We start from the raw sequence: 26,839 nt of genomic DNA on the forward strand, positions 1-26,839 counted from the left end.
CGACAGCGAGGTTGGCCTTGCCCGGGGCCCGGCGGTCCGGGGCGCTGTCGACGTCGGCAGCGGTGAATATGCTGCCCTTCGGAGATTTCTCGAATTCGGCTGTCCGAAAGATGAAAACGTTGTCCCGTCGACGGGACGGCGGTACGGTCGGCGCGGATTCCTGGAATTTCCCCGCGGCGGGGCCTGTGCTGAGAAGGGTGAATCCGAATGTTCGTGCCCAGTTTTTATCGTGAACCGGACAGTTCGTGGATGGTGGATCTGATCCGGGGTAATCCACTGGCTCTCGCGGTGACGAACGGCAGCCCCGAGGACGGTCCTTTCGCCACTCATCTGCCGGTCATCTTCGATCCCGGGACGTCCGACGACTGGTCCGGCGAACTGCCGGGGGCCACGCTGCTCGGGCACATGAACCGGGCCAATCCGCACTGGAAGGCGCTGGAGACGGGCAGCGTCCTGCTGCTGACGTTCACCGGTCCGCACTCCTATGTGTCGCCCACGGTGTACGAGAAGACTCCGGCCGCTCCGACCTGGAACTTCACCTCGGTGCACGTCCGGGGTGTGATCGAGAAGATCGACACGGTGGACGAGACGCTGGAGGTGGTGAAGTCCACCGTGCGCGCCTTCGAGGGTGCGTTCGGCAACGGCTGGGACATGACCGAGTCGCTCGGCTACTTCCGCCAGATCGTGCCGGCCGTGGGGGCCTTCCGGTTCACGGTGACCGGGGCCGAGGGCATGTTCAAGCTCAGCCAGGAGCAACCGGGCGAGGTGCGCGAGCGGGTGCGCGCGTCCTTCGGGCAGAGCGGATGCGCGTACCAGCGCGAGACCGCCGCTCTGATGAACCGGCTGCCGTGACGTGCCTGCGGCTTCGACGCCCGGGGCTCAGGCGCTGATGGCCACCGGCCGGGTCCGCTCGTCGCGGTCCGGCATGCCCGTGACGCCCTTGACCAGGGAGATCCGCTTGCGCTCCGCCAGCGTGCCGAGGTCCTCCAGAGCGCTCGCGGCCGCGCTGTCCAGCGTGGCCATCACCCACTGCTCGAAGTCGACGCCCAGCTGTTCCGCGGCCTTGTGCCACCACTGAAGTCGGCTGCCGGGGACCTCCAGGCGGCGGCTCGGCTCGGTGGCGGTGGACGGCTGCTGCTCGCCCTGGCGTGCGGCGCGGATGGCGGCACGCAGCTGCTTGGTCGTCCACTGCCGCTGCTCGGCGCGGTCGAGCCAGAGGTCCTGGTCCGGGACCGGCATGGAGGCCAGCTCGGCGTGGTGCTGGAAGCTCAGGGCGGGCCGCCGGCGGGAGAGGTCGAAGCGCCGGGAGACCCATGCGTAGTTGCGCAGGGTCTGGTACGAGAGGCCGGCGGCGCGTATCCCGCGCTGGTACCGGTCGGTGTAGTGGTCCTTGCCGTACACGAGCCAGTCGCCCAGCCACCAGGAGGACGAGTCGAGGACGTCGGAGAGCTGGCGCCCGGCCCGCTCCCACTCGTCGTAGGCCATCCCGGCCGGCATCTGCAGGCCCACCTTGGTCGTCAGCACCTGGCCCCGGCGCCGTTGCGGGGACTGCGGGACTGTGGTCGCCGTGCCGCCGTGGGGCACCGCGGTTGGATCGGCCTGATGGGCCATCATGCCTCCATGAGAAGGGTGACATAACCGGCGAGAAGCCTCGCAGGGCGGGCTGGGACGGCACCTGAGCGGCACTCGAACGGTTGCGCGTCGAACCTCTCTGTGGAACGGAGCCCGCGCGGGAGTTGTCCCGTCGACGGGAACGGCACATCACCTGTGGGCCGTCCGAGCTTCGAAAAGGAACCAGCAGACAGGTATTTTTCTGGTGCCTTGGGCCGGTATGGCCGCACATCACTGACGGGGGGTCCTCTGATGGGTCTTCAACTGGTCACGGCTGCCGCGGAGGAGCCGGCCGGAAGACGGCGTGCCACGGTGCCCGTGGACGCGCTGCTGGACTCCGACTCCCCGAGGATCAACGGCGAGGACGCCGAGCGTGTCCGGATGCTCGCCGCGCTGGAGTCGCCGCTGCCGCCGATCCTGGTGCACCGCGCGTCGATGCGGGTCATCGACGGGATGCACCGGCTCAAGGCGGTGCGGCTGCGCGGGGACGACACCATCGACGTGGAGTTCTTCGAAGGCGGCGAAGTGGAGGCCTTCACCCTGGCGGTGTGGCTCAACGTCACCCACGGGCTGCCGCTGTCGCAGGCCGACCGGACGGCCGCGGCGCAACGGATCCTACGGGCCTGTCCGTACTGGTCGGACCGGCGGATCGCGGCCAAGGCCGGGCTCTCGGCCGGCACCGTCGCCGCCCTCCGGCGCCGTGCGGCCGGCCAGGGCGAGGAGCCGGTCGCGCGCGTGGGCCGGGACGGGCGGGTCCGGCCGCTGCGGGCGACCGAGGGGCGGCTGCGGGCGAGCCAGGTGATCGCCGCCAACCCCGGGGCGTCGCTGCGCCAGATCGCCGAGCAGGCGGGCATCGCCACGGCCACCGCCAAGGACGTACGCGACCGCATACGCCAGGGCCAGGGCCCCCTTCCCTCCCGTGCCTCCGAGAGCGGGCCGGAGCAGGGCGGTTCGGTCGCCCCCGACGCTCTCCCGGGGCAGGCCGCCGGCCGGCCGGCGACGCGTCCCTCCGCGGCCACCATCGGGTTGCTCCTGCCGGCCATGTGCAAGGACCCGTCCCTGCGCACGGAGGCCGGCCGGATGCTGCTGCGGATGCTGAGCGTCCACTCGATCGGCGACGAGGCCAAGTGGCTCCGGCTCGCGCGGAGCGTGCCCGGGCACCGCGCGGACGTCCTCGCGCAGGCTGCGCGGCGTTGCGCCGACCACTGGCTGCGCTTCGCCAACGAACTGGAGAGCCGGGGGAGTTGACCCGGCGGTGACGGCATGCCGTGGCACACGAAAGGGCGGCGTACTCCGGTGTGGTGGCCGGTGTACGCCGCTCTCGGGTGGGTCGCGTCGCGGGAAGTGGCCCGCGTTTCATGGCGGTTACTTCGGGTCCTGGGCGAACTTCGAGGTGGCCCAGAAGTAGCCGAGCACCGTGAGGCCGAGGCACCAGACGAGGGCGATCCACCAGTTGTCGCCGATGTGGGTGCCGAGGAGGAGTCCGCGCAGGGTCTCGATGGCGGGGGTGAAGGGCTGGTACTGGGCGATGGGCTGGAACCAGCCGGGCATGGAGTGCAGCGGGACGAAGGCGCTGGAGAGCAGGGGCAGCAGGATCAGCGGCATGGCGTTGTTGCTGGCGGCCTCCGCGGTCGGGCTGACCAGGCCCATGCCGACCGCGATCCAGGTGAGCGCCAGGGCGAACAGGACGATCAGTCCGAAGGCGGCGAGCCAGTCCAGGACGGTGGCGTCGGTGGAGCGGAAGCCGATGGCCACGCCGACGGCGCCGACGAGGACCACGCTCAGGACCGACTGGATGACGCTGCCGATGACATGGCCGACGAGGATGGAGCTGCGGTGGATGGCCATGGTGCGGAAGCGGGCGATGATGCCCTCGCTCATGTCGGTGGAGACGGACACCGCGGTGCCGATCACGGTGGAGCCGATGGTCATCAGCAGGATGCCGGGCACGAGGTAGGCGATGTAGTGCGAGCGGCCGGCGCCGCCGCTCATCGCGTTGCCGAAGATGTAGACGAACAGCAACAGCAGCATGACCGGGGTGAGCAGCAGGTTCAGCGTGAGGGAGGGGTAGCGGCGGGCGTGCAGCAGGTTGCGGCGCAGCATCGTGGACGAGTCGCGCACGGCGAGCGACAGGGAACTCATCGCAGGGTCTCCTTGGGCTGGTTCGGCACGGTGGTGCTGTCGGTGAGGGCGAAGAAGACGTCGTCGAGGTCGGGGGTGTGCACGGTCAGTTCGTCGGCCTCGATGCCGGCGCCGTCCAGCCGGTCGAGCAGGGAGCGCAGTTCGCGCTGGCTGCCGTCGCTGGGCACCTGGAGTGCCAGCGCCTCGTCGTCCCGGGCGGCGCCGCGCAGGGCGGAGGCGGCGCTCTGGTACGCGGTCGGGTCGGTGAACCGGAGCCGTACGTGTCCGCCGGGGATGAGCCGCTTCAGCTCCTCGGCGGTGCCCTGGGCGGCGATCCTGCCGTCGTGGAGGACGGCGATGCGGTCGGCGAGTTCGTCGGCCTCCTCCAGGTACTGGGTGGTGAGGAAGACGGTGACGCCGTCGGCGACCAGTTCGCGGATGATCTGCCACATGGTGTGGCGCGAGCGCGGGTCGAGGCCGGTGGTCGGTTCGTCGAGGAAGATGATCCGCGGGTCGCCGACCAGGGTCATGGCGATGTCGAGGCGGCGCTTCATGCCGCCGGAGTAGGTGGAGGCGGGCTTCTTCGCGGCCTCCACCAGGTCGAAGCGCTCCAGGAGTTCGGCGGTGACCCGCCGCCCCTCGGACGTGGGGAGGTGGTGCAGGTCCGCCATGAGGAGCATGTTCTCCTCGCCGGTGATCAGGCCGTCCACGGCGGAGAACTGGCCGGTGACGCCGATCGCGGCCCGCACCGACTGGGCCTCGGCGGTGAGGTCGTGGCCGGCGATCCGTGCCTCGCCGCCGTCGGCGGAGATCAGGGTGGAGAGGATCTTCACGGCGGTCGTCTTGCCGGCGCCGTTCGGTCCGAGGAGGGAGAAGATCGTGCCGGCGGGCACCTGGATGTCGATGCCGTCGAGGACGGTCTTGTCGCCGTAGGACTTGCGCAGGCCGTGCGCTGCGATGGCCAGGTCGGTCATGGGGAGTTCTCCCTGTACGAGCTGCGGGTTCACAGGCTGCGGGCGGTGATGTCGCCGTAGGACGTGGTGGCGCGGATGTCGAGATCGGTGGTGCCGTCGTTCTTGAGCGCGTTGTTGATGCGGCCGTGGCCGGTGCCGGCGTCGAGGGAGGCGGAGGCGCCGGAGGCGGCGCCGACCGTGATGTCGCCGTGCTGGGTGTGCAGGGTGACGGTGCCGCGTACGGCCTCGCTGATCCGGATGTCGCCCCGTGCGGTGCTGATCTCCGCGGGGCCCGTCAGCCGGCCGACCTCGACGTCGCCGTCGGTCGCGGTGAGGCGCAGGCTCGCGGCCTCGTCGACCTTGATCTGCCGGTAGGCGCCCTCGAAGACGACGTCGCCGAGGCGTCCCACGCCGCGCAGTTCGGTGCTGGCCGCCTTCGCCTCGACGCGGGAGCCGGAGGGCAGCTGGACGGTGACCTCGACGGCACCGGTGCCGAGGAACCGGTTGGCCGGCTCCGGGACCTGGATGCTCAGGACGCCCTTGCTGTAGGCGACTTCGATCTCCTGCGCCGCCTTCACGTCGCGGCTCTTGGAGGCGTTGGCCGGCAGGACCTCGACGGTGGTGTCGGTGCGGTCGGCGGCGATGAACTGGATGCGTCCGGCGGGGATGTCGAGGACGGCGGAGATGGCGGCGGGGGTGTCGAACTTCTGCATGATGTGCTCCTTCATCGGTGTCGCGGGCCCTTCGGCCCGTCGTTTCTGATGACACGAACGCTACGTTGCATTCATAGATGTGGCAACACGAGTGTTGCGTCAGAAATCTATTTGCGCAGGTGAAAGTAGTTATTTCGTTGCAACGGTCCTGAAGCTAACGCAACGGATCCTCCGTGATCCGTTGCAATGGGATGAAGCTGAATGCTATGCTGATGCCACTACGCACCCCCGCGCCCCGAAGGAGACCGCGATGCCGGGAGGCAGACTCACCCAGCAGGAACGCCAGCAGATCGCGCTGGGGCTGGCCGACGGCCTCGCCTACGCGGAGATCGCCCGAGGCCTCGACCGTCCGACCTCGACCGTCACCCGCGAGGTCATGCGCAACGGCGGCCCCACCGCCTACCGTGCCGACCTCGCCCACCGCGCCACCGAACACCGCGCCCACCGCCGCAGGCAGAGCGCGCCCCGGGACCCGAGGACACCTCCGCAGCCCTACGGACGTGACGCCGAGGCGGTGCGCGAGTACGAGGAGACGTTCACCACCGTCCTGATCGCCTCGGGTACGCCCAAGATGATGGCCCGGGTGATGTCCTGCATCTGCCTCAGCGACGCGGGCAGCCTCACCGCGTCCGAGCTCGTCCAGCGTCTCCAGGTCAGCCCGGCGTCCGTGTCCAAGGCGGTCGCGTTCCTCGACGAGCAGGGCATGATCCGCCGGGAACGCGACGACCGCCGACGCGAGCGCTACATCGTCGACGACGACATCTGGTACCAGTCGATGATGGCCAGCGCCCGCAGCACCGCCCAACTCGTCGAAACCGCACAGCAGGGCGTCGGTGTCTTCGGCCCGGGCACTCCGGCCGGCACCCGCCTCGAGAACATCGCCCGCTTCCTCGCCTACGTCTCCGAGAGCATCGCCCGCGCCGCGGACCAGGCCCGCGAAGTCCTCCACACGAAACCCGAGACACCCGCCGACGACCCTGCCCGGACGTGACCGGGCCGGCCAGGGCGGTCGGGGTGTCGAAGTGTTCGCTTTGGTCAGTTGAACAGCTTCTGTGCCCTACGGCCTCCCCGCGGCGGGGTCAGGCCGTCGTCAGCGCCCCGTCGAGCGTCCCGGACAGGGCCGTCCGGAAGCGGTCGAGGAAGACGTCCACCTCGCGGTCCGACACGATCAGCGGCGGGGCGAGCCGGACGACGTCCGGCGACACCGCGTTCACCAGGACCCCCTGGTCCTGGGCCGCCTGCTGCACCCGAGCCGCGTGGTTCCCGTCGAGCACGACGCCCAACAGCAGGCCGGCGCCGCGGACTTCGCGCACCAGCGGGTGTCCCGGCTTCTCCAGGCCGCGCCGCAGCCGCTCCCCGGTCCGGGTCACCTGGTCGAGGACCGAGGCCCGCTCGATGGTGTCCAGTACGGCGAGGGCGGCCGCGCACACCACGGGGTTCCCGCTGAAGGTGGAGCCGTGCGCGCCGGGTGTGAGCAGCCCGGCGGCCGCGCCGAAGGCGAGCGTCGCACCGATGGGCAGCCCGCCGCCCAGCCCCTTGGCGAGGGTGACGACGTCCGCCTCGACGCCCTCGGCCTGCGCGGCGAACCAGTGGCCCGTGCGCCCGATGCCGGTCTGGATCTCGTCCAGGACGAGGAGGGCTCCGGTCGCCGCCGTGATCTCGCGGGCCGCCCGCAGATAGCCGGGCGGGGGCACCACCACGCCGTTCTCCCCCTGCACGGGCTCCAGCATCACCAGCGCGGTGTCCGGGGTGACCGCGGCGCGCAGGGCCTCGACGTCCCCGTACGGCACATGGCTGACCTCGCCCGGCAGTGGCAGGAAGGGGCGCTGCTTGGCGGGCTGGCCGGTGAGCGCCAGCGCCCCCATGGTGCGGCCGTGGAAGCCGCCGGTGGCCGACACCATGTGCGTACGGCCGGTGAGCCGGCCGATCTTGAAGGCCGCCTCGTTGGCCTCGGCGCCGGAGTTGGAGAAGTAGACCCGGCCCTCGCGCCCGGAGATGTGCAGCAGGCGCTCGGCGAGGCGCACGGTCGGTTCGGCGAGGAACAGGTTCGAGACATGTCCGAGCGAGGCGACCTGCTCGGACACGGCCCGTACGACCGCGGGATGCGCGTGGCCGAGTGCGTTGACCGCGATGCCACCGACGAAGTCGAGGTACTCGTTGCCCTCGGCGTCCCAGACCCGGGTGCCCCGGCCTTCGACCAGAGGCAGCCGGGGGGTGCCGAAGTTGTCCATCATGACGCCCTGCCAGCGGCGGGTCAGGGCGGCGTTGGGCGACGGCGCGTTCATGAGGAGTACTCGCTGTTCTCGTGGACGTAGTCGGCGGTCAGGTCGTTGGTCCAGATGACGGCGGAGTCCGCGCCGGCGGCGAGGTCCACGGTGATCCGGACGTCGCGGCCGGTCATGTCCACCAGCGCACGGTCCTCGCCCACCGATCCGTCCTTGCAGACCCACACGCCGTTGATGGCGACGCCGAGCCGGTCGGGTTCGAAGGCGGCGGAGGTGGTGCCGATGGCGGACAGGACGCGGCCCCAGTTGGGGTCCTCGCCGTGGACGGCGCACTTGAGGAGGTTGTTGCGGGCGATCGAGCGGCCCACCTCGACGGCGTCGTCCTCGCTCGCGGCGCCCACGACCTCGATGCGGATGTCCTTGCTCGCGCCCTCGGCGTCCCCGATGAGCTGCCGGGCCAGATCCGCGCAGACCGTGCGGACGGCCTCGGCGAACTCGGCGTGGTCCGGGGTGCGCCGGGACGCACCGGAGGCCAGCAGCAGCACCGTGTCGTTGGTGGACATGCAGCCGTCGGAGTCGACCCGGTCGAAGGTGACGCGGGTGGCGTCGCGCAGGGCCCTGTCGAGTACGTCGCCGGGGAGGTCGGCGTCCGTGGTGAGGACGACGAGCATCGTGGCGAGTCCGGGGGCGAGCATGCCCGCTCCCTTGGCCATGCCGCCGACGGTCCAGGCGCCCCGGGTGACGACCGCCGTCTTGGGCACCGTGTCGGTGGTCATGATGGCGAGCGCCGCGTCCGCGCCGCCGGACCCGGACAGCCCGGCGACGGCGCTCTCGACGCCGGCCAGGAGCCGGTCCACGGGCAGCGGCACACCGATGATCCCGGTGGAACAGACCGCCACGTCCGCGGCGCTCAGGCCGAGCCGCTCGGCGGCCCGCTCGGCGGTGGCGCAGGTGTCCTGGAAGCCCTGCGGTCCGGTACAGGCGTTGGCGCCACCGGAGTTGAGCACGACCGCGCGGATCTCGCCGTCCGCGAGGACCTGCCGGGACCACTGGACGGGCGCGGCCTGTACGCGGTTGGACGTGAAGACCGCGGCCGCGGTGTGGCGCGGCCCGTCGTTGACCACGAGAGCCAGGTCGCGGTTGCCGTTCTGCTTGATTCCTGCGGCGACACCCGCCGCCGTGAAGCCCTGTGCTGCGGTGACGCTCACGGTGCTACTCCGATCGTGGAAAGCCCCAGTCCCTCGGACAGACCGAGGGCGGTGTTCATGCTCTGGACGGCGCCGCCCGCGGTGCCCTTGGTCAGGTTGTCGATGGCGCTGATCGCGATGATCCGGCCGACCGCCGGGTCGAAAGCCACCTGGACCTGGGCGGCGTTCGAGCCGTACACGGCCGCCGTGCTGGGCCACTGCCCCTCGGGCAGCAGCCGTACGAACGGCTCGTCGGCCAGCGCCTTCGCGTAGGCGGCCCGTACGTCGTGTGCGTCGACCCCGGGCCGTGCCGCGGCGGAGCAGGTGGCGAGGATGCCACGGGGCATGGGGGCCAGGGTCGGGGTGAACGACACGGCGACCCGGCGACCCGCGACGGCGCTGAGGTTCTGCGTCATCTCGGGTGTGTGCCGGTGGCCGCCGCCGACGCCGTACGGCCGCATGGAGCCCATGACCTCGCTGCCGAGCAGGTCCGCCCTGGGCGCCTTGCCGGCGCCGGAGGTGCCGGACGCCGCGACGACCACGGCCTCGGGTTCGGCCAGATCCGCCGCGTACGCGGGAAAGAGGGCCAGCAGGACCGCGGTCGGGTAGCAGCCCGGTACCGCGATGCGCCGGGAGCCCCTCAACGCGGCGCGGGAGCCCGGCAGTTCGGGCAGGCCGTAGGGCCAGGTGCCCGCGTGCGGCGAGCCGTAGAACGACACCCAGTCGGCCGCGTCCACGAGGCGGAAGTCCGCCCCGCAGTCGATGACGAGCGTGTCGTCGCCCAACTGCTGTGCGACGGCGGCGGACTGGCCGTGCGGCAGGGCGAGGAAGACGACGTCGTGCCCCGTCAGGGCGTCGGCGGTGGTGGGCCGCACCTCCCGCTCGGCCAGCGGGGCCAGGTGCGGCTGCAGGGTGCCAAGACGCTGTCCCGCGCTGGAACGCCCGGTCAGGGCACCGATCTCCACTTCGGGGTGGGCCAGGAGCAGGCGGAGGAGTTCGCCCCCCGCATAGCCGCTCGCTCCGGCCACGGCTGCTCGCACTGTCATGAACCCTCCTGGTCGACAGACATGTCGTTCTAACGCGATCCGGACCCTGCCATCAATCGTATGTGCCGTGAACATGACAAGTGTGCCGTCGTGCGCGCTCCCCGACAACGGCGTGCCGCCGCGGCCGGGGAGCGGGTGTCCTCGTGGCCGTCAGTGTGCGACGGCAGACGTGTCGCAGTACTCGGCGTTCAGGACGGAGATCATGGTCTCCGCTCCCCAGTCGCTGTTGTAGTTGAACGTGAGTATGTGGCGGCCGTCCTCGGTGGCGGCGGTCAGGGTGATCCACCCGATCATTCCTCCGTCGCGATACCAGAGGGTGGTGCCGCAGCCGAGCGTGAGCTGCCCGATGTCGAGCCCGTAGGTCGCGCCCGGGAAGGCGGGATCGTCGACGGTCGTCTTCATCTCCGCCAGCTGCTGCGGCGGCAGCAGGTTCCCGCGCAGGAGGGCCCCGTAGAACCGGTTCAGGTCGTCCGCGCTGGAGATGATGTCGCCGTCGCCCCAGTTCTGCGACCCGTTCACCTCGGTGACGTCGTCGATCCGGTCCGGCTGCCCGCCGAAGAGCTTGCCGTAGGCGCGGCTGCTCGGCCGGGGCAGGCCGGTGCTCGTGCCGGGGCTGGACGTCGCCTTGAGCCCCAGGGGTTCGATGATGCGCCGGCGCACCTCGTCCTCGTACGACCTGCCGCCCACCTTCTCGACGATCATCGCGGCCAGGACGTCGTTGGTGTGGGAGAACCAGTGCTCGGTGCCCGGCTTGAACATCGGCGCGTGGGAGAAGGCCGCCTTCAGCCGCTGCCCGGGCGTCACGGTGTCGTACCGGTGCTGGAGGAAGCCGTCGCCCTGCACATATGTGTCGACGTACTGCTTGTCGCCGAGGTAGTCGTACAGGCCGCTGGTGTGGTTGAGCAGCTGCCGTACGGTGATCGCGCTGCCGTCGTTGCCGTTGCCCGTCACCACACCGGGCAGATAGTGCTCCACGGTGTCGTCGAGACTGAGCTTCTTCTCCGCCTCCATCTGGAGGAGGACCGTCGCCACGAAGGTGTCGGTGTTGGAGGAGATGCGGAACCGGTCGTTCTCGCCGCGCGGCGCACCCGTCTTCGTGTCTCCCACGCCCGCCGCGTACTTCCAGGTCCCGTCGGCATCCCGTACCTCGGCGGTGATGCCGGGCACACCGGCCTTGACGGCCGCGTCGATCGCGGCCCGCGTCGCCTGGTGGTCGGCCGTCATGGGAGCCGTGTCCCGCGCGGCTGCCCGGGCCGGACCCGTGAAGGCGGTGGCCGCGATCGCGACCGCCGCCAGACCCACCACGCCGGCCCTTGGTCTCTTCCGTCTCGTCATTCCCCGCTCCCGAGAGTCGTCCGCACATGGCTGAATCCGTACTTGTGCGGTTCGTGGGCGGCAGCGTAGGTCAGCTGTGTCGTCTCCCGGAAGCGTGTTCAGCAGTACCGCGCACGACGGGCATCGGGCCGGCGACGACCGGCCCGGGGTTCATGACGGGACGTCACATCACTTCCATGACACCCGAGTCGGCCCGCCTCATGCCGAGCGCCGCGGCCGCGTCCCGTTCGATCCGCCGCAGCAACGGCCCGGCGTCGTCCTGGAAGAAGAAATGGCCGCCGTCGAAGACCCGCAGCCCCAGGAAGCGCTGGGCGTGCTCGGCCCAGCCGGCCATCCGCGACGGTGCGGCGGAGTGGTCCTCGACGCCCGCGTAGGCGGACAGTGCCACGGGCAGCGGACCGGCGTCGGGAGCGGGGCGCCACGTCTCCACCAGTCGCAGGTCGGCCCGGATGACCGGGCCGTACCGGGCCCACAGGTCGGGCTCGTCGAAGACCCCGTCGGGCGTGCCGCCGAGCCGGTTCAGAAGGGTGCGCAGCTCGGCGTCGGGCAGCTCGTGATACCCGTTCCCCGGACCCGCCACGTGAGGTGCGGGACGCGCGGAGACACCGACCCACACCGGTGGCGGCAGGCCCCGGTCGACGGCACGCCGGGTGATCTCGTACGCCACGAGGGCGCCCATGCTGTGCCCGAAAAGGGCGTAGGGACACGTCAGTTCGTGCTCGATGCCGCGCAGCAGGAAGTCGGCGAGGCGGCCGGCGTCCGTGAGCGGCGGCTGGTCGAGGAGGAAACCGTGGCCCGGGGCGTCGAGCAGCCGCACGTCCCAGGTGTCCGGCAGCTCGGCCGGCCAGTGGCGGTACGGCAGGTGTGAGCCTCCCGCGTGGTGCAGGACGAACAGGCGCAGGGCGGGTCGTGAGCTGTCCATCGTTCTCCCTCGGATCGGACGCGGGGCGGGCGGGCTCCGGCGCCGGTGCGGCGGCTCTTGAGCGATCCTCAGGTGCCCGGCCCCCAAGGCGCCCGGCCGGCACGCGGGCGCGGCATCGTGGCACAGGAAACCGGTCGGGTACAGAGGATCCCGGCGGGGTGCGGGTGCGGGCGGACGGCACGGGGCCGACGGGCCTGCCGCCCTTGTAGCGCCGACGGCCGTGTCCCTACGGTGACGGGGCATCGCCGGTGCCGCCACCGGTGTCGGCTGTCCTGGCGACCGGACAGCCGTGTGTCCCGTCGACCGGACGGACACCGGCCGGCGACGGCGCGCCCGATGCCCTCGCGCATCCGGCCCGGCGATCTCTCATCCCGAGTCACCCCATGACGGACAAGGACGGTGCCAATTGAGCACGAACCCCTTCGATGACGCGGACGGCCGCTTCCACGTTGTGGTCAACGACGAGGAGCAGCACTCCCTGTGGCCGGCGTTCGCCGAGGTGCCCGCGGGCTGGCGCGTGGTCTTCGGTGAGGCGGCCAAGGCCGAGTGCCTGGAGTACGTCGAGCAGCACTGGACCGACCTGCGCCCCAAGAGCCTGCAGCAGGCCATGGCGGCGGACTGAACGCGGATCGGCCGATGCCCGGGAAGACGTTCCGAGTGGGGAGATGAAGGTTGTGACGGGGGCCGTGAGAACCGCGAGCAGATACAAGGCGATACCGGTGGCCGACAGCGGTGAGCCGGCGCAGCGCGATGTGCTCCTGTCCTTCCTGGGCACCCGGGCCACGGTGCGGAAGTCGGGCATGCTCTTCCCGCAGAACCTGCCGGAGCGGTCCTGGGAGCGGATCGGGACCGACCTGCGCGAGCTGGTGAACTCCTCGGCGTGGTGGCTCGCGGACTGGCTGATCTACGGGGAGACCACCTATGGCTGGCGGCGCTACAAGGAGGCGATCGAGCGCACCGGGCTCGACTACCAGACCTTGCGCAACTACGCCTGGGTGGCCCGGCGGTTCGAGCACCACCGCCGGCGCGACGCCCTCAGCTTCGCCCACCACGCCGAGGTGACCCGCCTGTCGCCGGCGGAGCAGGACTACTGGCTGCGCAGGGCCGAACAGCAGAAGTGGTCGCGCAACGAACTCCGCAGGGCGCTTCGCGCCGGCCTGGCCGCGCAGAGCGACGCGGCCGAGAACCCTACGGGCGGCGCCGACGAGCGTCAGGAGGCGCCCCGGCAGCAGGTCACCACGCTGACCATCGAGCTGTCCGCCGATCAACTGGAGCAGTACTCGCAGGCGGCTGCCGCGCACGGCCTGCCCGTCGACAAGTGGGTGGCCCGGATGGTGACCCAGGTGCTCGACACCGCCGACCGGCGCGTCGCCAACAAGCGCCTCGCCTAGCGGCACCCCGCCCAGCGGCGTACCGCCGGCAAGCGCGGCGCCCGAAGGTGCCGGCAAGCCCGATCCCCGTGGTGCGCCGGCGGCTCGTCCGACCGGACACCACACATATCGGAGTCAGTTGATGATCCTTCAGGGAAAGCGGGTCGCCCTGCCCTCGGCACCCGTGGTCCACAAGCAGTTCGAGGCGCACGCGGCAGCCACCCCCGACGCCCTCGCCGTCGTCTGCGCCGGTGAGCAGGTGACGTACGCGGAACTGGACGCGAGGGCGAACCGGTTCGCGCACTTCCTCGCCGCGCGTGGACACGGCCGGGGTGCGAAGGTCGGCGTCTGCCTCGACTACTCCGTCGACATGCTCGTCACCATCCTCGGCACGCTGAAGGCGGGCGCGGCCTATGTGCCGTTCGACCCGGCCTACCCGTCGGCGAGGCTCCAGCTGCTGCTCGGCCAGGTCCCCTCGCTCGCCCTGATCGTGGCCTCCCCGGCGACGGCCGGCATGGTCGGCTCGGCGGCCGTCGACGTCGTCGACCTCCAGCACCTCTCCGACGACCTGGCAGCTCTCCCGGCGACCGCTCCCGACGTGACGGTCACCGGCGACGACGTGTGCTACGCGGTCTTCACGTCCGGGTCGACCGGCACGCCGAAGCTGACCGCCGTGCGGCACGAGGGCTGGTTCAACCTGATGAACTGGCTGAAGCTCGAATACGGCCTGCACAGCGGGTCGGCCAACCTGGTCGTCAGCGCGTTCGGCTTCGACCTCTCCCAACGCGCCCTGATGACACCGCTGTTCTGCGGCGCCACCCAGCACCTGATGGCGAGCCGGAACTTCGACGCCATGCTGGCCTACCGCATCCTGACCCGGCACGACATCCGGGTCGTGCACTGTGCCTCCAGCACGCTGTACCTGCTGGTGGACTGGGAGACCGCACGGGGCGGCGACGCCCTCGCGCGGCTCGACTACGTGCTGTTCGGCGGAGAGGCGCTGAAGGCCGAGCGGCTCACCGACTGGGCGCGGCGCGAGGGCAACACGTGCACCCTCCTGCACCAGTACGGCGTCGCCGAGTGCACGGACGTCGCCACGTCGTACGACCTGGCCGGGTACCGGCCCGGCGAACACGACATCGCACCGGTCGGCCGGCCGGCGTACAACACCGACATCCACCTCCTCGACGAGGAGCTGCGCGGTGTCGGGGCGGGGGAGCAGGGCGAGATCTGCATCTCCGGGGCCGGCGTCGGCGCGGGCTACCTGGGCGGCTCGGGCCCCGAGAACGCGAAGTTCACGACGATCGAGGTCGACGGAGCGCCGCGCAGGGTGTACCGCACGGGAGACCGTGGCCGCGTCACCGAGACCGGCGACCTCGTCGTCCTCGGCCGGATCGACCACCAGGTGAAGGTGCGGGGCATGCGCATCGACCCCACCGACATCGAGCGTGCGCTCGGCAGGCTGGCCGGGGTACGGGAGGCCGCCGTGGTGGTCACCTACACCGACGCCGGCGAGGCCGAGCTGACCGCGTTCATCGTCCCGGCGGGAGACGAACTCGCCGCGGACGACGTGCGCACCGGCCTGCTGGAGACGCTGCCGCGGAACATGGTTCCGGCCAGGTTCATCAATATCCCGCGAATTCCGTTGAGCCCGCACGGGAAAGTCGACCGCACGGCGCTGGTCGACGCACTCAAGAACCAGTAGAGGACTGTGATGACTGCCGACAGCGTGCGCGCCATCTGGTGCCGGGAACTCCAGCGCGATGACATTTCGGTCGACGACGATTTCTTCGCACTGGGCGGCCAGTCGTTGATCATGGTGAAGATTCAGGGCGCCCTCATCGAGGAGCTGGGCGTCGAGATCACGATGGACCAGCTGTTCCTCAATCCGACGGTGGCCTCGATCTCCGCGTACATCGAATCCCTGGACGCGGTGACGCAGTAGCGTCAGACGTGGTTGATGCCCTGTCGTGTCTCGCCGGCGGGACACGGCACGGCGTCGACCTGTGTGTTTCTGCAGCTCTTTGTATTTATTCCGATAGTTCGGATCGGCTAGCATCGCATTCGTGCTCGGCAGTGGCTGTTTCGTCCGCTGCGTCGATAGCGCGCTCCATCAGAGGGCTTTTCCGGCTGCAGCCGTGTTGCGTCAAAAAACTACCTGGTAAGAGAGGCGCGCCATGTACGACGTGATTGTCATCGGGGCCCGGGTCGCGGGTTCGCCGACGGCCATGCTTTTCGCCCGGCAGGGCTATCGAGTTCTGCTCCTGGAGAAAGCGCGATTCCCGCAGGACACGCTGTCCTCGCACTACATCCATATGCAGGGCATGGGGCTGCTCAACCGGTGGGGGCTGCTCGACAAGCTCCGTGACGCCGGCTGCCGGCCGATCACCAAGCAGAGCTACACGGGGCCCGGTGTCCGCGTCGAGGGCTTCTCGCTGCCGGTCGACGGCCTGACCTACACGTACGCGCCCAGGCGGTACGTGCTCGACCCGCTTCTCGCGGAGGGCGCCGTCGAGGCCGGCGTGGACTTCCGGGAGGGCTGCGCGGTCAAGGACCTGGTGTGGGAGGACGACCGGGTCGCCGGCGTGCGGTACACGACGCCCGACGGCACCGAGACGACGGAACGGGCGCGCCTCGTCGTCGGCGCGGACGGCATGCGCTCGCTGGTGGCCCGCAAGGTCGACGCGCAGAACGTCATCGAGCACCCGCGGGTGTCCTGCACCTACTACAGCTACTGGGCCGGAGTTCCCTCGCACTTCGAGCTGTACGAGCGGCCGGGGCGCTGGATCGGTGTCATCCCCACCAACAACGACCTCACGCTGCTCATGACCTACTTCCCGCAGGAGGACTACAACGAGGTCCGCAAGGGAGTCGAACCCTTCTACCTCGACAGCTTCCGCACGACGGCGCCCGAGCTGTACGAGCGGATGCAGGCGGGCGAGCGCGTGGAGCAGATCTACGGCACGGGCCACCAGGAGAACTACTTCCGCAAGGCGTACGGGCCCGGGTGGGTGCTGGTCGGTGACGCCGTGAACCACAAGGACTCCATCACCGCCCGCGGCATCACCGAGGCCTTCGCCCAGGCCCAGTCGCTCACCGACCACGTCGGGGAGCGGCTGCACGACGACGCCGCGCTCAGGACGGCGCTGAAGCGCTACGAGAACGACCTGAGCGGCGAAGCCCTCAGCCACTACCAGGGCGCGCTCAACGTGGCCGAGCTCAAGCCCGAGGGCCGGGTCGACATGCTGCGGAAGCTGGTCGGCCACCAAGAACACATCGACCGGTACTTCTCGACGCTGTCGGGCGCCTGCTCCATCGACGACTTCTACAACGACGAACTCCTGGACCTGCTCGACCTGAGCTGAGTGACGACTTGCTCCCCCGTGGTTCTGCCGATTTGGAGAAACAATGATCCCGTTGTCGTTCGCGCAGCGCCGGCTGTGGTTCGTGGACCAGTTCGAAGGTCCTTCGCCGACCTACAACGGCGCTTTCGCCCTGCGGCTGACCGGTGAGCTGAACGTGGGGGCGCTCGAAGCGGCACTCCGTGACGTCATCGACCGGCACGAGGTCCTGCGCACGGTGATCGTCGAGGGCGACGACGGAGTGCCGTACCAGCAGGTGCTGGCGTCCGGCGAGAAGCCGTTCGGCCTGCCCGTCGTCGAGGTCGCGGGGGAGGAGGAACGGGGCGCGGCGATCGACGCGGTGGCCACCGAGACCTTCGACCTGGCCGCCGACGTGCCGATCCGCGCCCGGCTGGTACGCAGCGGACCGCGCGAGCACACCCTCGTCGTCGTGGCACACCACATCGCCGTGGACGGCGAGTCCTTCGGGCCGCTGTTCCGCGATCTCACCACGGCCTACGCGGCCCGCGGACAGGGCAGGGCCCCGGCGTGGGAGCCGCTGCCGGTGCAGTACGCGGACTACACGCTGTGGCAGCGGGACGTACTCGGTGACGAGTCCGATCCGGACAGCGTGTCGGCCAGGCAACTCGCCTACTGGCGCGAGGCGTTGGCCGATCTGCCGCAGCCGCTGGCCATCCCGACGGACCGCCCGCGCCCGAGGCTGATGAACTCCGAGGGCGACCGGATCCCCTTCTCGATCGATCCCGCACTGCTCGGGGCCGTGGAGAAGCTGGCCACGGAGCACGAGACCACGGTGTCGATGGTCATGCACGCGGCCCTGGCGGTGCTCCTGCACCACCTCGGGTGCGGTGACGACGTGTCCATCGGCGCGCCGATCACGGACCGCACCGACGAGGAACTGCGCGACCTGGTCGGGTTCTTCGTCAACACCTGGGTGCTGCGCGTCGACCTCTCCGGGAACCCGACCTTCGGCCGGCTGCTCCAGCAGGTCCGCGACCGCTCCCTCGCCGCGTACGACAACCAGGACATGCCGTTCGAGCGGCTGGTGGAGCTGCTCAACCCGGACCGGTCCACCGCCTACAACCCGTTCTTCCAGGTCATGCTCTCCTGGCAGCCGCCCGTGCCGGACATGGAACTGTCCGGCCTCGGCGTCCGGACCGAGCGCCTGGAGACCGGGACGGCCAAGTTCGACCTGTTCTTCGACCTGCTCCCGAACAGCTCGGGCGGCGGGGCGCAATGCCGTCTGGAGTACGCCACCAGCCTGTTCGACCAGGCCACGGCCGAGGCCATCGCGCATCGGTTCGTCCATGTGCTGGGCCGGCTCGTGACCGACCCGGAGCGCGTGATCGGCACCGTCGACGTGCTCGACGCGGCCGAGCGGGAACGTTTGCTCACCCGGTTCAACGACACCGCCTCGGCGGTGCCCGAGGTGACCGTCCCGGAGCTGTTCGAGAGCCAGGTGGCCAGGACGCCCGACGCCCCGGCGCTGGTGTGCGACGACCGGACGCTGACCTACCGGGAGCTCGACGACCGGGCGAACGCCGTCGCGTGGGAGCTCATCCGGCGCGGTGCCGGGCCCGAGGACCTGGTGGTCCTCGCGCTGCCGCGTACCGAGGACCTGGTCGTCGGCCTGCTCGGGATCCTCAAGTCCGGTGCGGGATATGTGCCGTTGGACCCGCAGTACCTCAGCGGGCGAGCCGACAGCGTGCTGTCCGAGGCGTCTCCTCGTTTCGCGGTCACGGACACCTCGACATGGCAGGACCTGCCGCAGAACGACATCGCGTGCGTCCACCTCGACCGCCGCGCGCAGTGGGAAGCGTCCGCGGGGACGCCGGACGACGCGCGCCGGATCGCGCCGCTCGGCCCGGACAACCTGGCGTACGTGATGTACACCTCCGGCTCCACGGGCAAGCCGAAGGGCGCGGCGATCACGCACCGGGGCGTCGTCAACGGCGTGCGGGAGCTGGTACGCGTCCTCGACACGCCGCCCGGGTGGCGGATGCTGGCCGGCACCTCGGTCAACTTCGACGTCTCGGTCTTCGAGCTGCTGACCACCCTGTCCACCGGCGGCACGGCCGAGTTGGTGGCGAACGCGCTGGCCCTCGGCGAGCGCGACAGCTGGGACGGCCACGTGATCAGCGGCGTCCCCTCGGTGCTCGGCGAACTGGTCGGCCACCTGGACAAGGCACCCGACGTGCGCACGGTGGTGTTCGCGGGCGACGTGCTCCCGGGCCGCCTGGTGCGCCAGGTGCGCGAGGCCCTGCCCGGCGCACGGATCGTCAACTCCTACGGGCAGAGCGAGAGTTTCTACGCCACCACGTTCTCCCTCGCGGCCGGCGAGGAGTGGGCGGACGGCGATGTCGCGCCCATCGGCAGCCCGCTGGGCAACATGCGTGCCTACGTGCTGGGCCCGGGACTCGCCCCGGTGCCGCAGGGCGTGGTCGGTGAGCTGTACGTGGTCGGTACCTGCCTGGGCCGCGGCTACCACGGCCGTCCGGGCCTGACCGCTGAGCGCTATGTGGCGAACCCGTTCGGCCCGGCCGGCGAGCGGATGTACCGCACGGGCGACCTGGCCCGCTGGAACGCGCAGGGGCAGCTGGAGTGCGTCGGCCGCGGTGACGGCCAGGTGAAGGTGCGCGGCTTCCGCATCGAGACGGCCGAGGTCGAAGCGGCGATCACGGCGCACCCCGGGATCAGTGAGGCCGTGGTGATCAGCCGGGAGGTGCCCGCGGGCGGGCGGCGGCTCGTCGCCTACGTGGTGCACACCGGCGAGGGGTCCGTCGGTGACGACGGCGCCGGCGGCATCGGCGATGTGGACGTGCTGGCCGGAGCCTCCTCCGCCGAACTGCGCAAGTTCGTCGCCACCCGGCTGCCCGACTACATGGTGCCGTCGGCCTTCGTGGCCCTCGGCCGGCTGCCGCTCGGCCCGACCGGCAAGCTGGACCGCAAGGCTCTGCCCGAGCCGGAGTTCCTCGGTGAGGCGTACCGGGAGCCCCGCACCGAGGCCGAGGTGATCATCACCGCGGCGTACGCGGATGTGCTCGGCGTGGACCGGGTCGGTGTCGACGACGACTTCTTCGCGGTGGGCGGTGACAGTCTGCGCTCGATCCAGGTCGTGGCGCGGGCCCGGGCCCGGGGCCTGGAGCTCTCCACGCGCGAGATCTTCGAGTGCCGTACGGCCTCCCGGCTCGCCGAGGTGGCCTCCGCCCGCCGGGACCGCGTGCCCGTGCTCGCGGAGGACGCGAGCGGCGGCGTCGGCCCGATGCCGCTGCAGCCCGTGGCGCGGCATGTGTTCGAGCACGGCGGCGGGACGAACCGGTTCGCCATGTCGATGGTCCTCGAACTGCCCGCGGGCATCGACGGGGACGGCCTGGCCGCGACCCTGGACGCCGTGCTCGACCGGCACGACCTGCTGCGCGCCCGGTTGGTGCGCGGCGACGACCTCTCACTCGTCGTCCGTCCGCAAGGCGCCGTACGGGCCGCCGACCTGATCCGCCGGATCGACTGCGACGGCCGCTGGGACGAGCCGTCCGCACTGGAGGCGGCGAAGGCCGAGCTGGAGGACGCGGTCGGCCGGCTCGACCCGGAGGCCGGGACCATGGCGGACTTCGTCTGGTTCGCCGCGGACTCGGGCGCGGGCAGGCTGCTCGTGGTGCTGCACCACCTGGTGGTGGACGGTGTCTCCTGGCGCATCCTCATGTCGGACTTCGCCGAGGCATGGCAGCAGGCCGGCTCCGGCAGGACGCCGCAGCTGCCCGCCGTCGGCACGTCGGCCCGCCGCTGGGCGTCGGCCCTCGCGGACGAGGCGCTCTCCCCGGAGCGGGAGGCGGAACTGCCGTACTGGCGGGACCTGCTCGAATCGCCGAACCTGCCGCTGGGCACGCGGGCGTTCGACCCGGCGGTGGACGTGTGGTCCACGGTCGACACCGTGCGGGTGGAGCTGCCCGCCGACGTCACCGAGGCCGTACTGACCAGGCTTCCCGCGGCGTTCAAGGGCACCGGCACCGACGTACTGCTCGCCGCCCTCGCGCTCGCGGTGAACCGGTGGAACGGCACGGACCGCTCGACGCTGGTCCGGCTGGAGGGGCACGGCCGGGAGGAGGACGTCGTCCCCGGCGCCGACCTGTCCCGGACCGTCGGATGGTTCACCAGCATGTACCCGGCCCGGGTCGATGTGCGGGGCGTGGACCTGGCCGACGTGCTGGCCGGCGGTCCCGCCGTCGGGAAGGCGATCAAGCTGGTCAAGGAGCAGCTGCGCGGCGTCCCGGACAAGGGCATGGGCTACGGCCTGCTGCGCCACCTGAACCCGGAGACCGCCGGACAGCTCGCCGAGTACGCGGTGCCGCAGATCGGGTTCAACTACCTCGGCCGGATCTCCGACAGCGACGTACCCGAGCATCTGCGCAACGGAGGGTGGGGGCCGGCGTCCTGGTCCGCCGAGCTGATCGCGCTGCCCGACCCGGACCTGCCCGCGCTGTCCGCGCTGGAGGTCAACTCGGTCGCCACGGACACCGCCGACGGTACGCGGTTGCAGGCCGCCTTCATGTTCGCCACCGGGGTGCTGTCCCGCGAGCGGGCCGCCGAACTGGCCGGGCTGTGGGCCGAGGTGCTGCACGGCATGGCCGCACACGACGGGACCGGCGGGCTCACCCCCTCGGACGCCCCGCTGGTCTCGGTGCGGCAGGACGACATCGAGGCATGGGAGGAGCGCTACGGCCGGCTGGTCGAGGTGTGGCCGCAGGCACCGGGACAGTCCGGCATCCAGTTCCAGGCCGCGCTCGCCGACGGCACCTTCGACGTCTACCACATGCAGTTCGTGCTGCACCTGTCCGGGCACGTGGACCCGGTGCGCATGCGGGCCGCCGGGCAGGCGCTGCTCGACCGGTACCCGAACCTGCGTTCCGCGTTCCTCGCCTCGGCCGACGGCGAACCGGTCCAGATCGTGGCCGAACACGTCGACCTGCCCTGGCGGCACCTCGACCTCACCGGCCGGAGCGAGGCCGAGCAGGACGCGGCGCTCGACGCGGCACTCGCCGACGACCGGGCCGACCAGCTCGACCCCAGCCGGCCGCCGCTGCTCCGCATGGCCCTCCTCACCTGCGGGCCGCAGCAGGCGAAGCTCATCCTCACGGCACACCACACCCTGTTCGACGGCTGGTCGTCGCCGCTGGTGATCACGGATCTGGTCCGGCTGTACGCCGGGACCGGCGAGCTCGCTCCGGTCCGCAGCTACGGCGACTACCTGGCCTGGCTGTCCCGGCAGGACCGGGACGCCTCGGCCGCCCGGTGGCAGGCCGAGCTCGACGGATTCGACCAGCCGACCCTCGTGGCCGCGGAACTTCCCTCGAAGGGGGAGGCGTCCCGCCTCGGCCGGGTCGAGGTCCCCCTGTCGATCGACAAGGGCCGTGAACTCGCCCGGCGCGCCGCGGAACTGGGCATCACGCTGAACACGCTCCTCCAGGGGGCGTGGGCGATCCTGCTCTCGAAGCTGACCGGGCAGCAGGACGTGGTGTTCGGTGCCGCCGTCAACGGCCGCCCGGCGGACCTGATCGGTTCGGACGAAATGGTCGGCCTGTTCATCAACACGCTGCCGACCAGGGCACTGTGCCGGCCGGACCACCGCCTGGGCGACGTCATCACCGATCTGCAGAACCGGCAGATCACCCTGCTCGACCACCACTACTACGGTCTGGCCGACATCCAGCGCGGCACCGGGCTGCCCACCCTCTTCGACACGATCGTGGTGTTCGAGAACTACCCGATCGACCGCGAGGGCATCGTCGAGGCGAACGACTCGGCGGGCTTCACGATCGACGCCATCCGGCCGTTCGCGGGCTCGCACTACCCGCTCACCCTCAACGCCTCGGACCCCTATCTGCGGCTCTCCCTCGACTACCAGACCAACCTCTTCGACCGCGACGCGGCCGAGGTGATCGCCGCCCGGCTCGTCCGGGTGCTCGACCAGGTGCTGGCCGACCCGTCGGTGCCGGTGGGTGCCGTGGAGGTGCTGGCGGAGGACGAGCGGGACTGGCTGGTACGGCGGATCAACGACACCGCGCACCCGGTGGCCGTGGACACGCTGCCGGGCGCGTTCGAGGCCCAGGTGGAGCGGGACCCGGAGCGCGTGGCGCTGATCAGCGAGCAGGAGACGCTGACCTACGGCGAGTTCAACCGGCGCGCGAACCGGCTGGCGCACTGGCTGATCGAGCAGGGCGCCGGTCCCGAGAAGCTGGTCGCGGTGCGGATCCCGCGCTCCGTGGATCTGATGGTGGCCATCTACGCGGTGGTCAAGGCCGGCGCGGCGTACGTGCCGGTGGACACCGAGCTGCCCGAGGACCGGGTGCGGCACATCCTCGACGCCGCCAGGCCGCTGGTCGTGCTCACCGAGGACCTTCCGGACGTCTCCGCCCGCCCGGGGACGAACCCCGAGCGGACGCTGTCGCCGGACAACGCCGCCTACGCCATCTTCACCTCCGGCTCCACCGGCCGTCCCAAGGGCGTGCCGGTGGCGCACCGGGCCATCATGAACCGGCTCAGGTGGGGTCTGGCGCACTTCGACGTCGGTGTCGAGGACCGGGTGCTGCTCAGCACGACCGCGAGCTTCGACGTGTCGGTGCCCGAACTGTTCGCCCCGCTCCAGGTGGGTGCGGGCGTCGTCATCGCCCGTCCGGACGGACGGCGGGACCCGGCCTATCTGGCGGAGCTGATGCGGCGCGAGCGGGTGACCGGTGCCGACTTCGTGCCGTCCCTGCTGGAGGCGTTCGTCGCCGAGCCCTCGGCCAAGGAGTGCTCCAGCCTGCGCTGGATCGAGGTCGCGGGCGAGGCGTTCCCGGCCGCGCTGGCCAACCGGTTCGTCGAACTGCTCCCGGGCTGCTCCGCGAACAACCTCTACGGTCCCACCGAGGCGTCGGTGGAGGTCACCGCCTGGCAGCACGTGCCGGGTTCGGACCGGCTGCCGATCGGCGCGCCGGTCTGGAACACCCAGGTGTACGTGCTGGACGCGGCACTGCGCCCGGTCCCGCCCGGCGTCACCGGTGAGCTGTATCTCGCCGGCGTCCAGCTGGCCCGGGGCTATCTCGGGCAGACCGGGCTGACCTCCGAGCGGTTCGTCGCCTGCCCCTTCGGCGAGCCGGGAACCCGGATGTACCGCACCGGCGATGTCGTGCGGTGGAGCCGGGACGGCCAGGTCGAGTACATCGGCCGGGCCGACTTCCAGGTCAAGATCCGCGGGTTCCGTATCGAGCTCGGCGACATCGAACAGGCACTGACCTCGCACCCGGACGTCGACAGCGCGGTGGCCGTCGTACGGGAGGACCGCGCCGACGACCAGCGGCTGGTCGCGTACGTGGTGCCGGCGGACGGCACGGATCCGGCCGGGCCGGACCTCACGGCCCTGACGGACCTGGCCCGGGAGCGGCTGCCGGAGTACATGGTCCCCTCGGCGATCGTGCCGCTCGCCGCGTTCCCCATGACACCGAGCGGGAAGCTCGACCGCAAGGCGCTGCCCGCACCGGACTACACCGAAGCCGCCGCGACCGGACGCGGGCCGCGCAACCACAACGAGGAAGTCCTCTGCCGGCTGTTCGCCGAGCTGCTCGGGGTGGACCAGGTCGGCATCGACGTCGACTTCTTCGACAACGGCGGGCACTCACTGCTGGCCACGCGGCTGGTCGGCCGCATCCGCAACGAACTCGGCGTCGACGTGAAGGTCACGACGGTGTTCCGCAGTCCGACCGTCGCCGAGCTGGCGGGCCGGATCGAGAAGTCGGGCAAGTCGAACCGCCTCCAGCTGCGACAGATGAACGTTTAGGAGTAAGCACGATGATCCCGTTGTCCTTCGCTCAGCGTCGGCTGTGGTTCCTCCACCGTCTGGAAGGGCCGTCCGCGACGTACAACATCCCGTTCGTGCTGCGTCTGGACGGGCCGCTGGACACGGCGGCTCTGGCCGCGGCGGTCACGGACGTCGTCACCCGGCACGAGAGCCTGCGCACCCTGCTCGTCGAGAACGAGGACGGCACCCCGGAGCAGCGGATCCTGTCGCCCGAGGCGGCGGACAACCCGTTCCGGGTGGTCGACGTGGCCGCGGACACGGTGGACGGCGCGATGCGCGCGTTCGTCAACGAGGGGTTCGAGCTCGACCGGGACCTGCCCCTGCGGACCACCGTCTTCCGTATCTCGCCGCAGGAGCACGTGCTGGTGTTCGTGTTCCACCACGTCGCCGCGGACGGGGCGTCGATGGCGCCGTTCCTGCGGGATCTGCTGGCGGCGTACGCGGCCCGCGAGCAGGGGAGGGCACCGGACGGGGCCCCGCTCCCGGTGCAGTACAAGGACTACACGGTGTGGCAGCGGCAGATGCTGGGCGACGAGGAGGACCCGGACAGCATCGCCGCGGAGCAACTGGACTACTGGCGGCAGGAGTTGTCCGGTGTGCCGCAGCCGGTGCAGTTGCCGCTGGACCGGCCGCGGCCGACGTCGGCGAGCCACCGCGGCGGCCATGTCGACCTTGAGCTGGAGCCGGAACTCGTCGCCGGGATCGGGAAGCTGGCCGCGGACCACGGGGCCACGGCGCCGATGGTCGCCCAGGCCGCGCTGGCGGTGCTCCTGCACCACGTCGGCGCCGGCAACGACCTGACCATCGGCGGCCCGATCGAGGGGCGTGCCGACGAGCAGCTCGAAGACCTGATCGGGTTCTTCGCCAACACCTGGGTGCTGCGCGTCGACCTGTCGGGGAACCCGGCGTTCGGCGATCTGCTGGACCAGGTGCGGGACCGGGCCCTCGGCGCGTACGACAACCAGGACGTTCCCTTCGAGCACCTGGTGGAGCTGCTCAACCCGGACCGCACCACCGCCTACCAGCCGCTGTTCCAGGTGATGCTGGCCTGGCAGTTCGCGTGGTCGCAGATCGAGGTGCCGGGGCTGCGGGTCACCCCTGTCCCGCTGGGCACCGAGACCGCGAAGTTCGACCTGTTCTTCAACATCGTCCCGGACCCGTCCGGGCGCGCGTACGGACGCCTTGAATACGCGACGGAACTGTTCGACCACTCCACGGCCGAGTCTCTCGTCGAGCGCTTCGTGCGCGTGTTGCGGCAGGTGGTCTCCGCTCCGGCGACGCGGCTGGGCGGGGTGGACGTGCTCAGCGCCGCCGAGCGGGACCGGCTGGCCCGGCTGAACGAGACGTCGGTCCCGGTGCAGGCGGCGACGGTTCCGGAGCTGGTCGCCTTCCAGGCGGCGCGCACACCGGACGCCACCGCCGTGGTGTCGGGGCGGACCTCGTTGTCGTACGCGGAACTGGAGGCGCGTGCGGGCCGGCTGGCCGCGGTCCTGCGTGCACGCGGGGTCGGGCCGGACGTCCTGGTGGCCGTGGCGCTGCCGCGCTCGGCGGACCTGGCCGTCGCCCTGCTCGGCGTCCTCAAGGCCGGCGGGGCCTACCTGCCGGTCGACCCCGACTACCCGGCCGCGCGCGTCGGCCTCCTGCTCGACACGGCCGGACCGGAGCTGGTGCTGACCGACGGCGAAGCGGCGTCGACCGTGGCCACGTGCGGGCTGCCGGTGCTCCGCCTGGACGAGCTGAGCCTGGAGGGCCCCGCTCCCGAGGCCGGGGACGTGCCGGTCGGGCGGGACAACCTCGCCTACGTGATGTTCACCTCCGGATCGACGGGGACCCCCAAGGGCGTGGCCGTCACCCATGCCAGTGTGGTCAACGGCGTCCAGGACCTGCGCCGGCGTACCCGGGTCGGGGCGGGGTCCCGGATGCTCGCCGCGACCTCGGTGAACTTCGACGTCTCGGTGTTCGAGATCTTCACCGCGCTCACCAGCGGAGCGAGTGTCGAGATCGTGCGTGACGTCCTCGAACTCGGGGAACGCGACAGCTGGTCGGGGACCACCGTCAGCGCCGTACCGGCGGTGTTCTCCGCGCTGCTCGACCAGATCGCCCGCGACGGCGCGGCCGGTCTCCAACTCGACGTGGAGACCGTCGTCTTCGCCGGTGAGGCAC

At 71.1% G+C, this 26,839-nt stretch carries 19 protein-coding genes; 10 read left to right on the forward strand and 9 right to left on the reverse strand.

Annotation, left to right across the window (positions count from 1 at the left end; genetic code table 11):
- Positions 1–207: 207 nt before the first annotated feature.
- The gene (locus BIV25_RS39580; RefSeq protein WP_071377393.1) at positions 208–852 is read left to right on the forward strand and encodes an FMN-binding negative transcriptional regulator; all 645 of its coding nucleotides are present in this window, start codon (positions 208–210) and stop codon (positions 850–852) included.
- Between the two features lie 27 nt (positions 853–879).
- On the opposite strand, the gene BIV25_RS39585 is transcribed toward BIV25_RS39580, so the two are convergent.
- Positions 880–1,614 (reverse strand): LmbU family transcriptional regulator, encoded by a 735-nt coding sequence (locus BIV25_RS39585; protein ID WP_256257114.1) that lies wholly within the window; start codon positions 1,612–1,614, stop codon positions 880–882.
- Positions 1,615–1,863: 249 nt separating this feature from the next.
- Between BIV25_RS39585 and BIV25_RS39590 the strand changes: the two genes are divergently transcribed.
- Positions 1,864–2,859 carry a ParB/RepB/Spo0J family partition protein gene (locus BIV25_RS39590; RefSeq protein ID WP_071377394.1) on the forward strand — a complete coding sequence of 332 codons (996 nt, stop codon included), beginning with the start codon at positions 1,864–1,866 and terminating at the stop codon, positions 2,857–2,859.
- A gap of 117 nt (positions 2,860–2,976) precedes the next feature.
- Here BIV25_RS39590 and BIV25_RS39595 read toward each other — a convergent pair whose 3' ends face one another.
- From BIV25_RS39595 to BIV25_RS39605, 3 genes are read right to left on the reverse strand one after another with little or no spacing between them, the layout of a single operon-like run.
- Positions 2,977–3,753: an ABC transporter permease gene (locus tag BIV25_RS39595; RefSeq protein ID WP_071377395.1), complete on the reverse strand. Its 777-nt coding sequence runs from the start codon at positions 3,751–3,753 to the stop codon at positions 2,977–2,979.
- A complete protein-coding gene (locus BIV25_RS39600) occupies positions 3,750–4,706 on the reverse strand; it encodes an ATP-binding cassette domain-containing protein (RefSeq protein ID WP_071377396.1) in 957 nt (318 codons plus the stop codon). Before BIV25_RS39600 ends, BIV25_RS39595 begins: the two co-directional genes overlap by 4 nt.
- Positions 4,707–4,735: 29 nt before the next feature.
- Positions 4,736–5,398, reverse strand: a complete 663-nt coding sequence (locus BIV25_RS39605; RefSeq protein WP_071377418.1) for a DUF4097 family beta strand repeat-containing protein — start codon at positions 5,396–5,398, stop codon at positions 4,736–4,738.
- A 250-nt stretch (positions 5,399–5,648) separates the two neighbouring features.
- Here BIV25_RS39605 and BIV25_RS39610 point away from each other — a divergent pair, with 250 nt between their 5' ends.
- The gene (locus BIV25_RS39610) at positions 5,649–6,389 is read left to right on the forward strand and encodes a helix-turn-helix domain-containing protein (RefSeq protein WP_071377397.1); all 741 of its coding nucleotides are present in this window, start codon (positions 5,649–5,651) and stop codon (positions 6,387–6,389) included.
- An 88-nt stretch (positions 6,390–6,477) separates the two neighbouring features.
- Here the strand turns inward: BIV25_RS39610 and BIV25_RS39615 are convergent, their stop codons facing one another.
- The 5 genes from BIV25_RS39615 to BIV25_RS39635 form a co-directional block, all read right to left on the reverse strand.
- Entirely contained in the window at positions 6,478–7,683 is a 1,206-nt protein-coding gene (locus BIV25_RS39615; protein ID WP_071377398.1) for an acetylornithine transaminase, read from the reverse strand.
- Positions 7,680–8,831 carry a bifunctional glutamate N-acetyltransferase/amino-acid acetyltransferase ArgJ gene (gene argJ / locus BIV25_RS39620; RefSeq protein ID WP_071377399.1) on the reverse strand — a complete coding sequence of 384 codons (1,152 nt, stop codon included), beginning with the start codon at positions 8,829–8,831 and terminating at the stop codon, positions 7,680–7,682. Before argJ ends, BIV25_RS39615 begins: the two co-directional genes overlap by 4 nt.
- Positions 8,828–9,856, reverse strand: a complete 1,029-nt coding sequence (gene argC, locus BIV25_RS39625) for an N-acetyl-gamma-glutamyl-phosphate reductase (RefSeq protein WP_071377400.1) — start codon at positions 9,854–9,856, stop codon at positions 8,828–8,830. Before argC ends, argJ begins: the two co-directional genes overlap by 4 nt.
- A 150-nt stretch (positions 9,857–10,006) precedes the next feature.
- Positions 10,007–11,191 (reverse strand): serine hydrolase, encoded by a 1,185-nt coding sequence (locus BIV25_RS39630; RefSeq protein WP_079177184.1) that lies wholly within the window; start codon positions 11,189–11,191, stop codon positions 10,007–10,009.
- Positions 11,192–11,354: 163 nt separating this feature from the next.
- Positions 11,355–12,113: a thioesterase II family protein gene (locus tag BIV25_RS39635; RefSeq protein ID WP_071377401.1), complete on the reverse strand. Its 759-nt coding sequence runs from the start codon at positions 12,111–12,113 to the stop codon at positions 11,355–11,357.
- A gap of 406 nt (positions 12,114–12,519) precedes the next feature.
- On the opposite strand from BIV25_RS39635, the gene BIV25_RS39640 reads away from it, so the two are divergent.
- From BIV25_RS39640 to BIV25_RS39670, 7 genes are all read left to right on the forward strand, one after another.
- Positions 12,520–12,735, forward strand: a complete 216-nt coding sequence (locus tag BIV25_RS39640) for an MbtH family protein (RefSeq protein ID WP_071377402.1) — start codon at positions 12,520–12,522, stop codon at positions 12,733–12,735.
- Positions 12,736–12,832: 97 nt separating this feature from the next.
- The gene (locus BIV25_RS39645) at positions 12,833–13,504 is read left to right on the forward strand and encodes an LmbU family transcriptional regulator (protein ID WP_071377403.1); all 672 of its coding nucleotides are present in this window, start codon (positions 12,833–12,835) and stop codon (positions 13,502–13,504) included.
- Between the two features lie 121 nt (positions 13,505–13,625).
- Positions 13,626–15,188 carry an amino acid adenylation domain-containing protein gene (locus BIV25_RS39650; RefSeq protein WP_071377404.1) on the forward strand — a complete coding sequence of 521 codons (1,563 nt, stop codon included), beginning with the start codon at positions 13,626–13,628 and terminating at the stop codon, positions 15,186–15,188.
- Between the two features lie 9 nt (positions 15,189–15,197).
- A complete protein-coding gene (locus BIV25_RS39655) occupies positions 15,198–15,428 on the forward strand; it encodes a phosphopantetheine-binding protein (RefSeq protein ID WP_071377405.1) in 231 nt (76 codons plus the stop codon).
- A 232-nt stretch (positions 15,429–15,660) separates the two neighbouring features.
- Complete coding sequence (locus BIV25_RS39660; protein WP_071377406.1) at positions 15,661–16,848, forward strand: NAD(P)/FAD-dependent oxidoreductase; 1,188 nt, start codon at positions 15,661–15,663, stop codon at positions 16,846–16,848.
- A 43-nt stretch (positions 16,849–16,891) separates the two neighbouring features.
- Entirely contained in the window at positions 16,892–24,655 is a 7,764-nt protein-coding gene (locus BIV25_RS39665) for a non-ribosomal peptide synthetase (protein WP_071377407.1), read from the forward strand.
- 11 nt (positions 24,656–24,666) lie between these two features.
- A partial coding sequence (locus tag BIV25_RS39670; protein ID WP_143076785.1) for a condensation domain-containing protein occupies positions 24,667–26,839 on the forward strand: 2,173 nt, incomplete at its 3' end.

This window comes from Streptomyces sp. MUSC 14, from assembly GCF_001866675.1.
Taxonomy (GTDB): domain Bacteria; phylum Actinomycetota; class Actinomycetes; order Streptomycetales; family Streptomycetaceae; genus Streptomyces.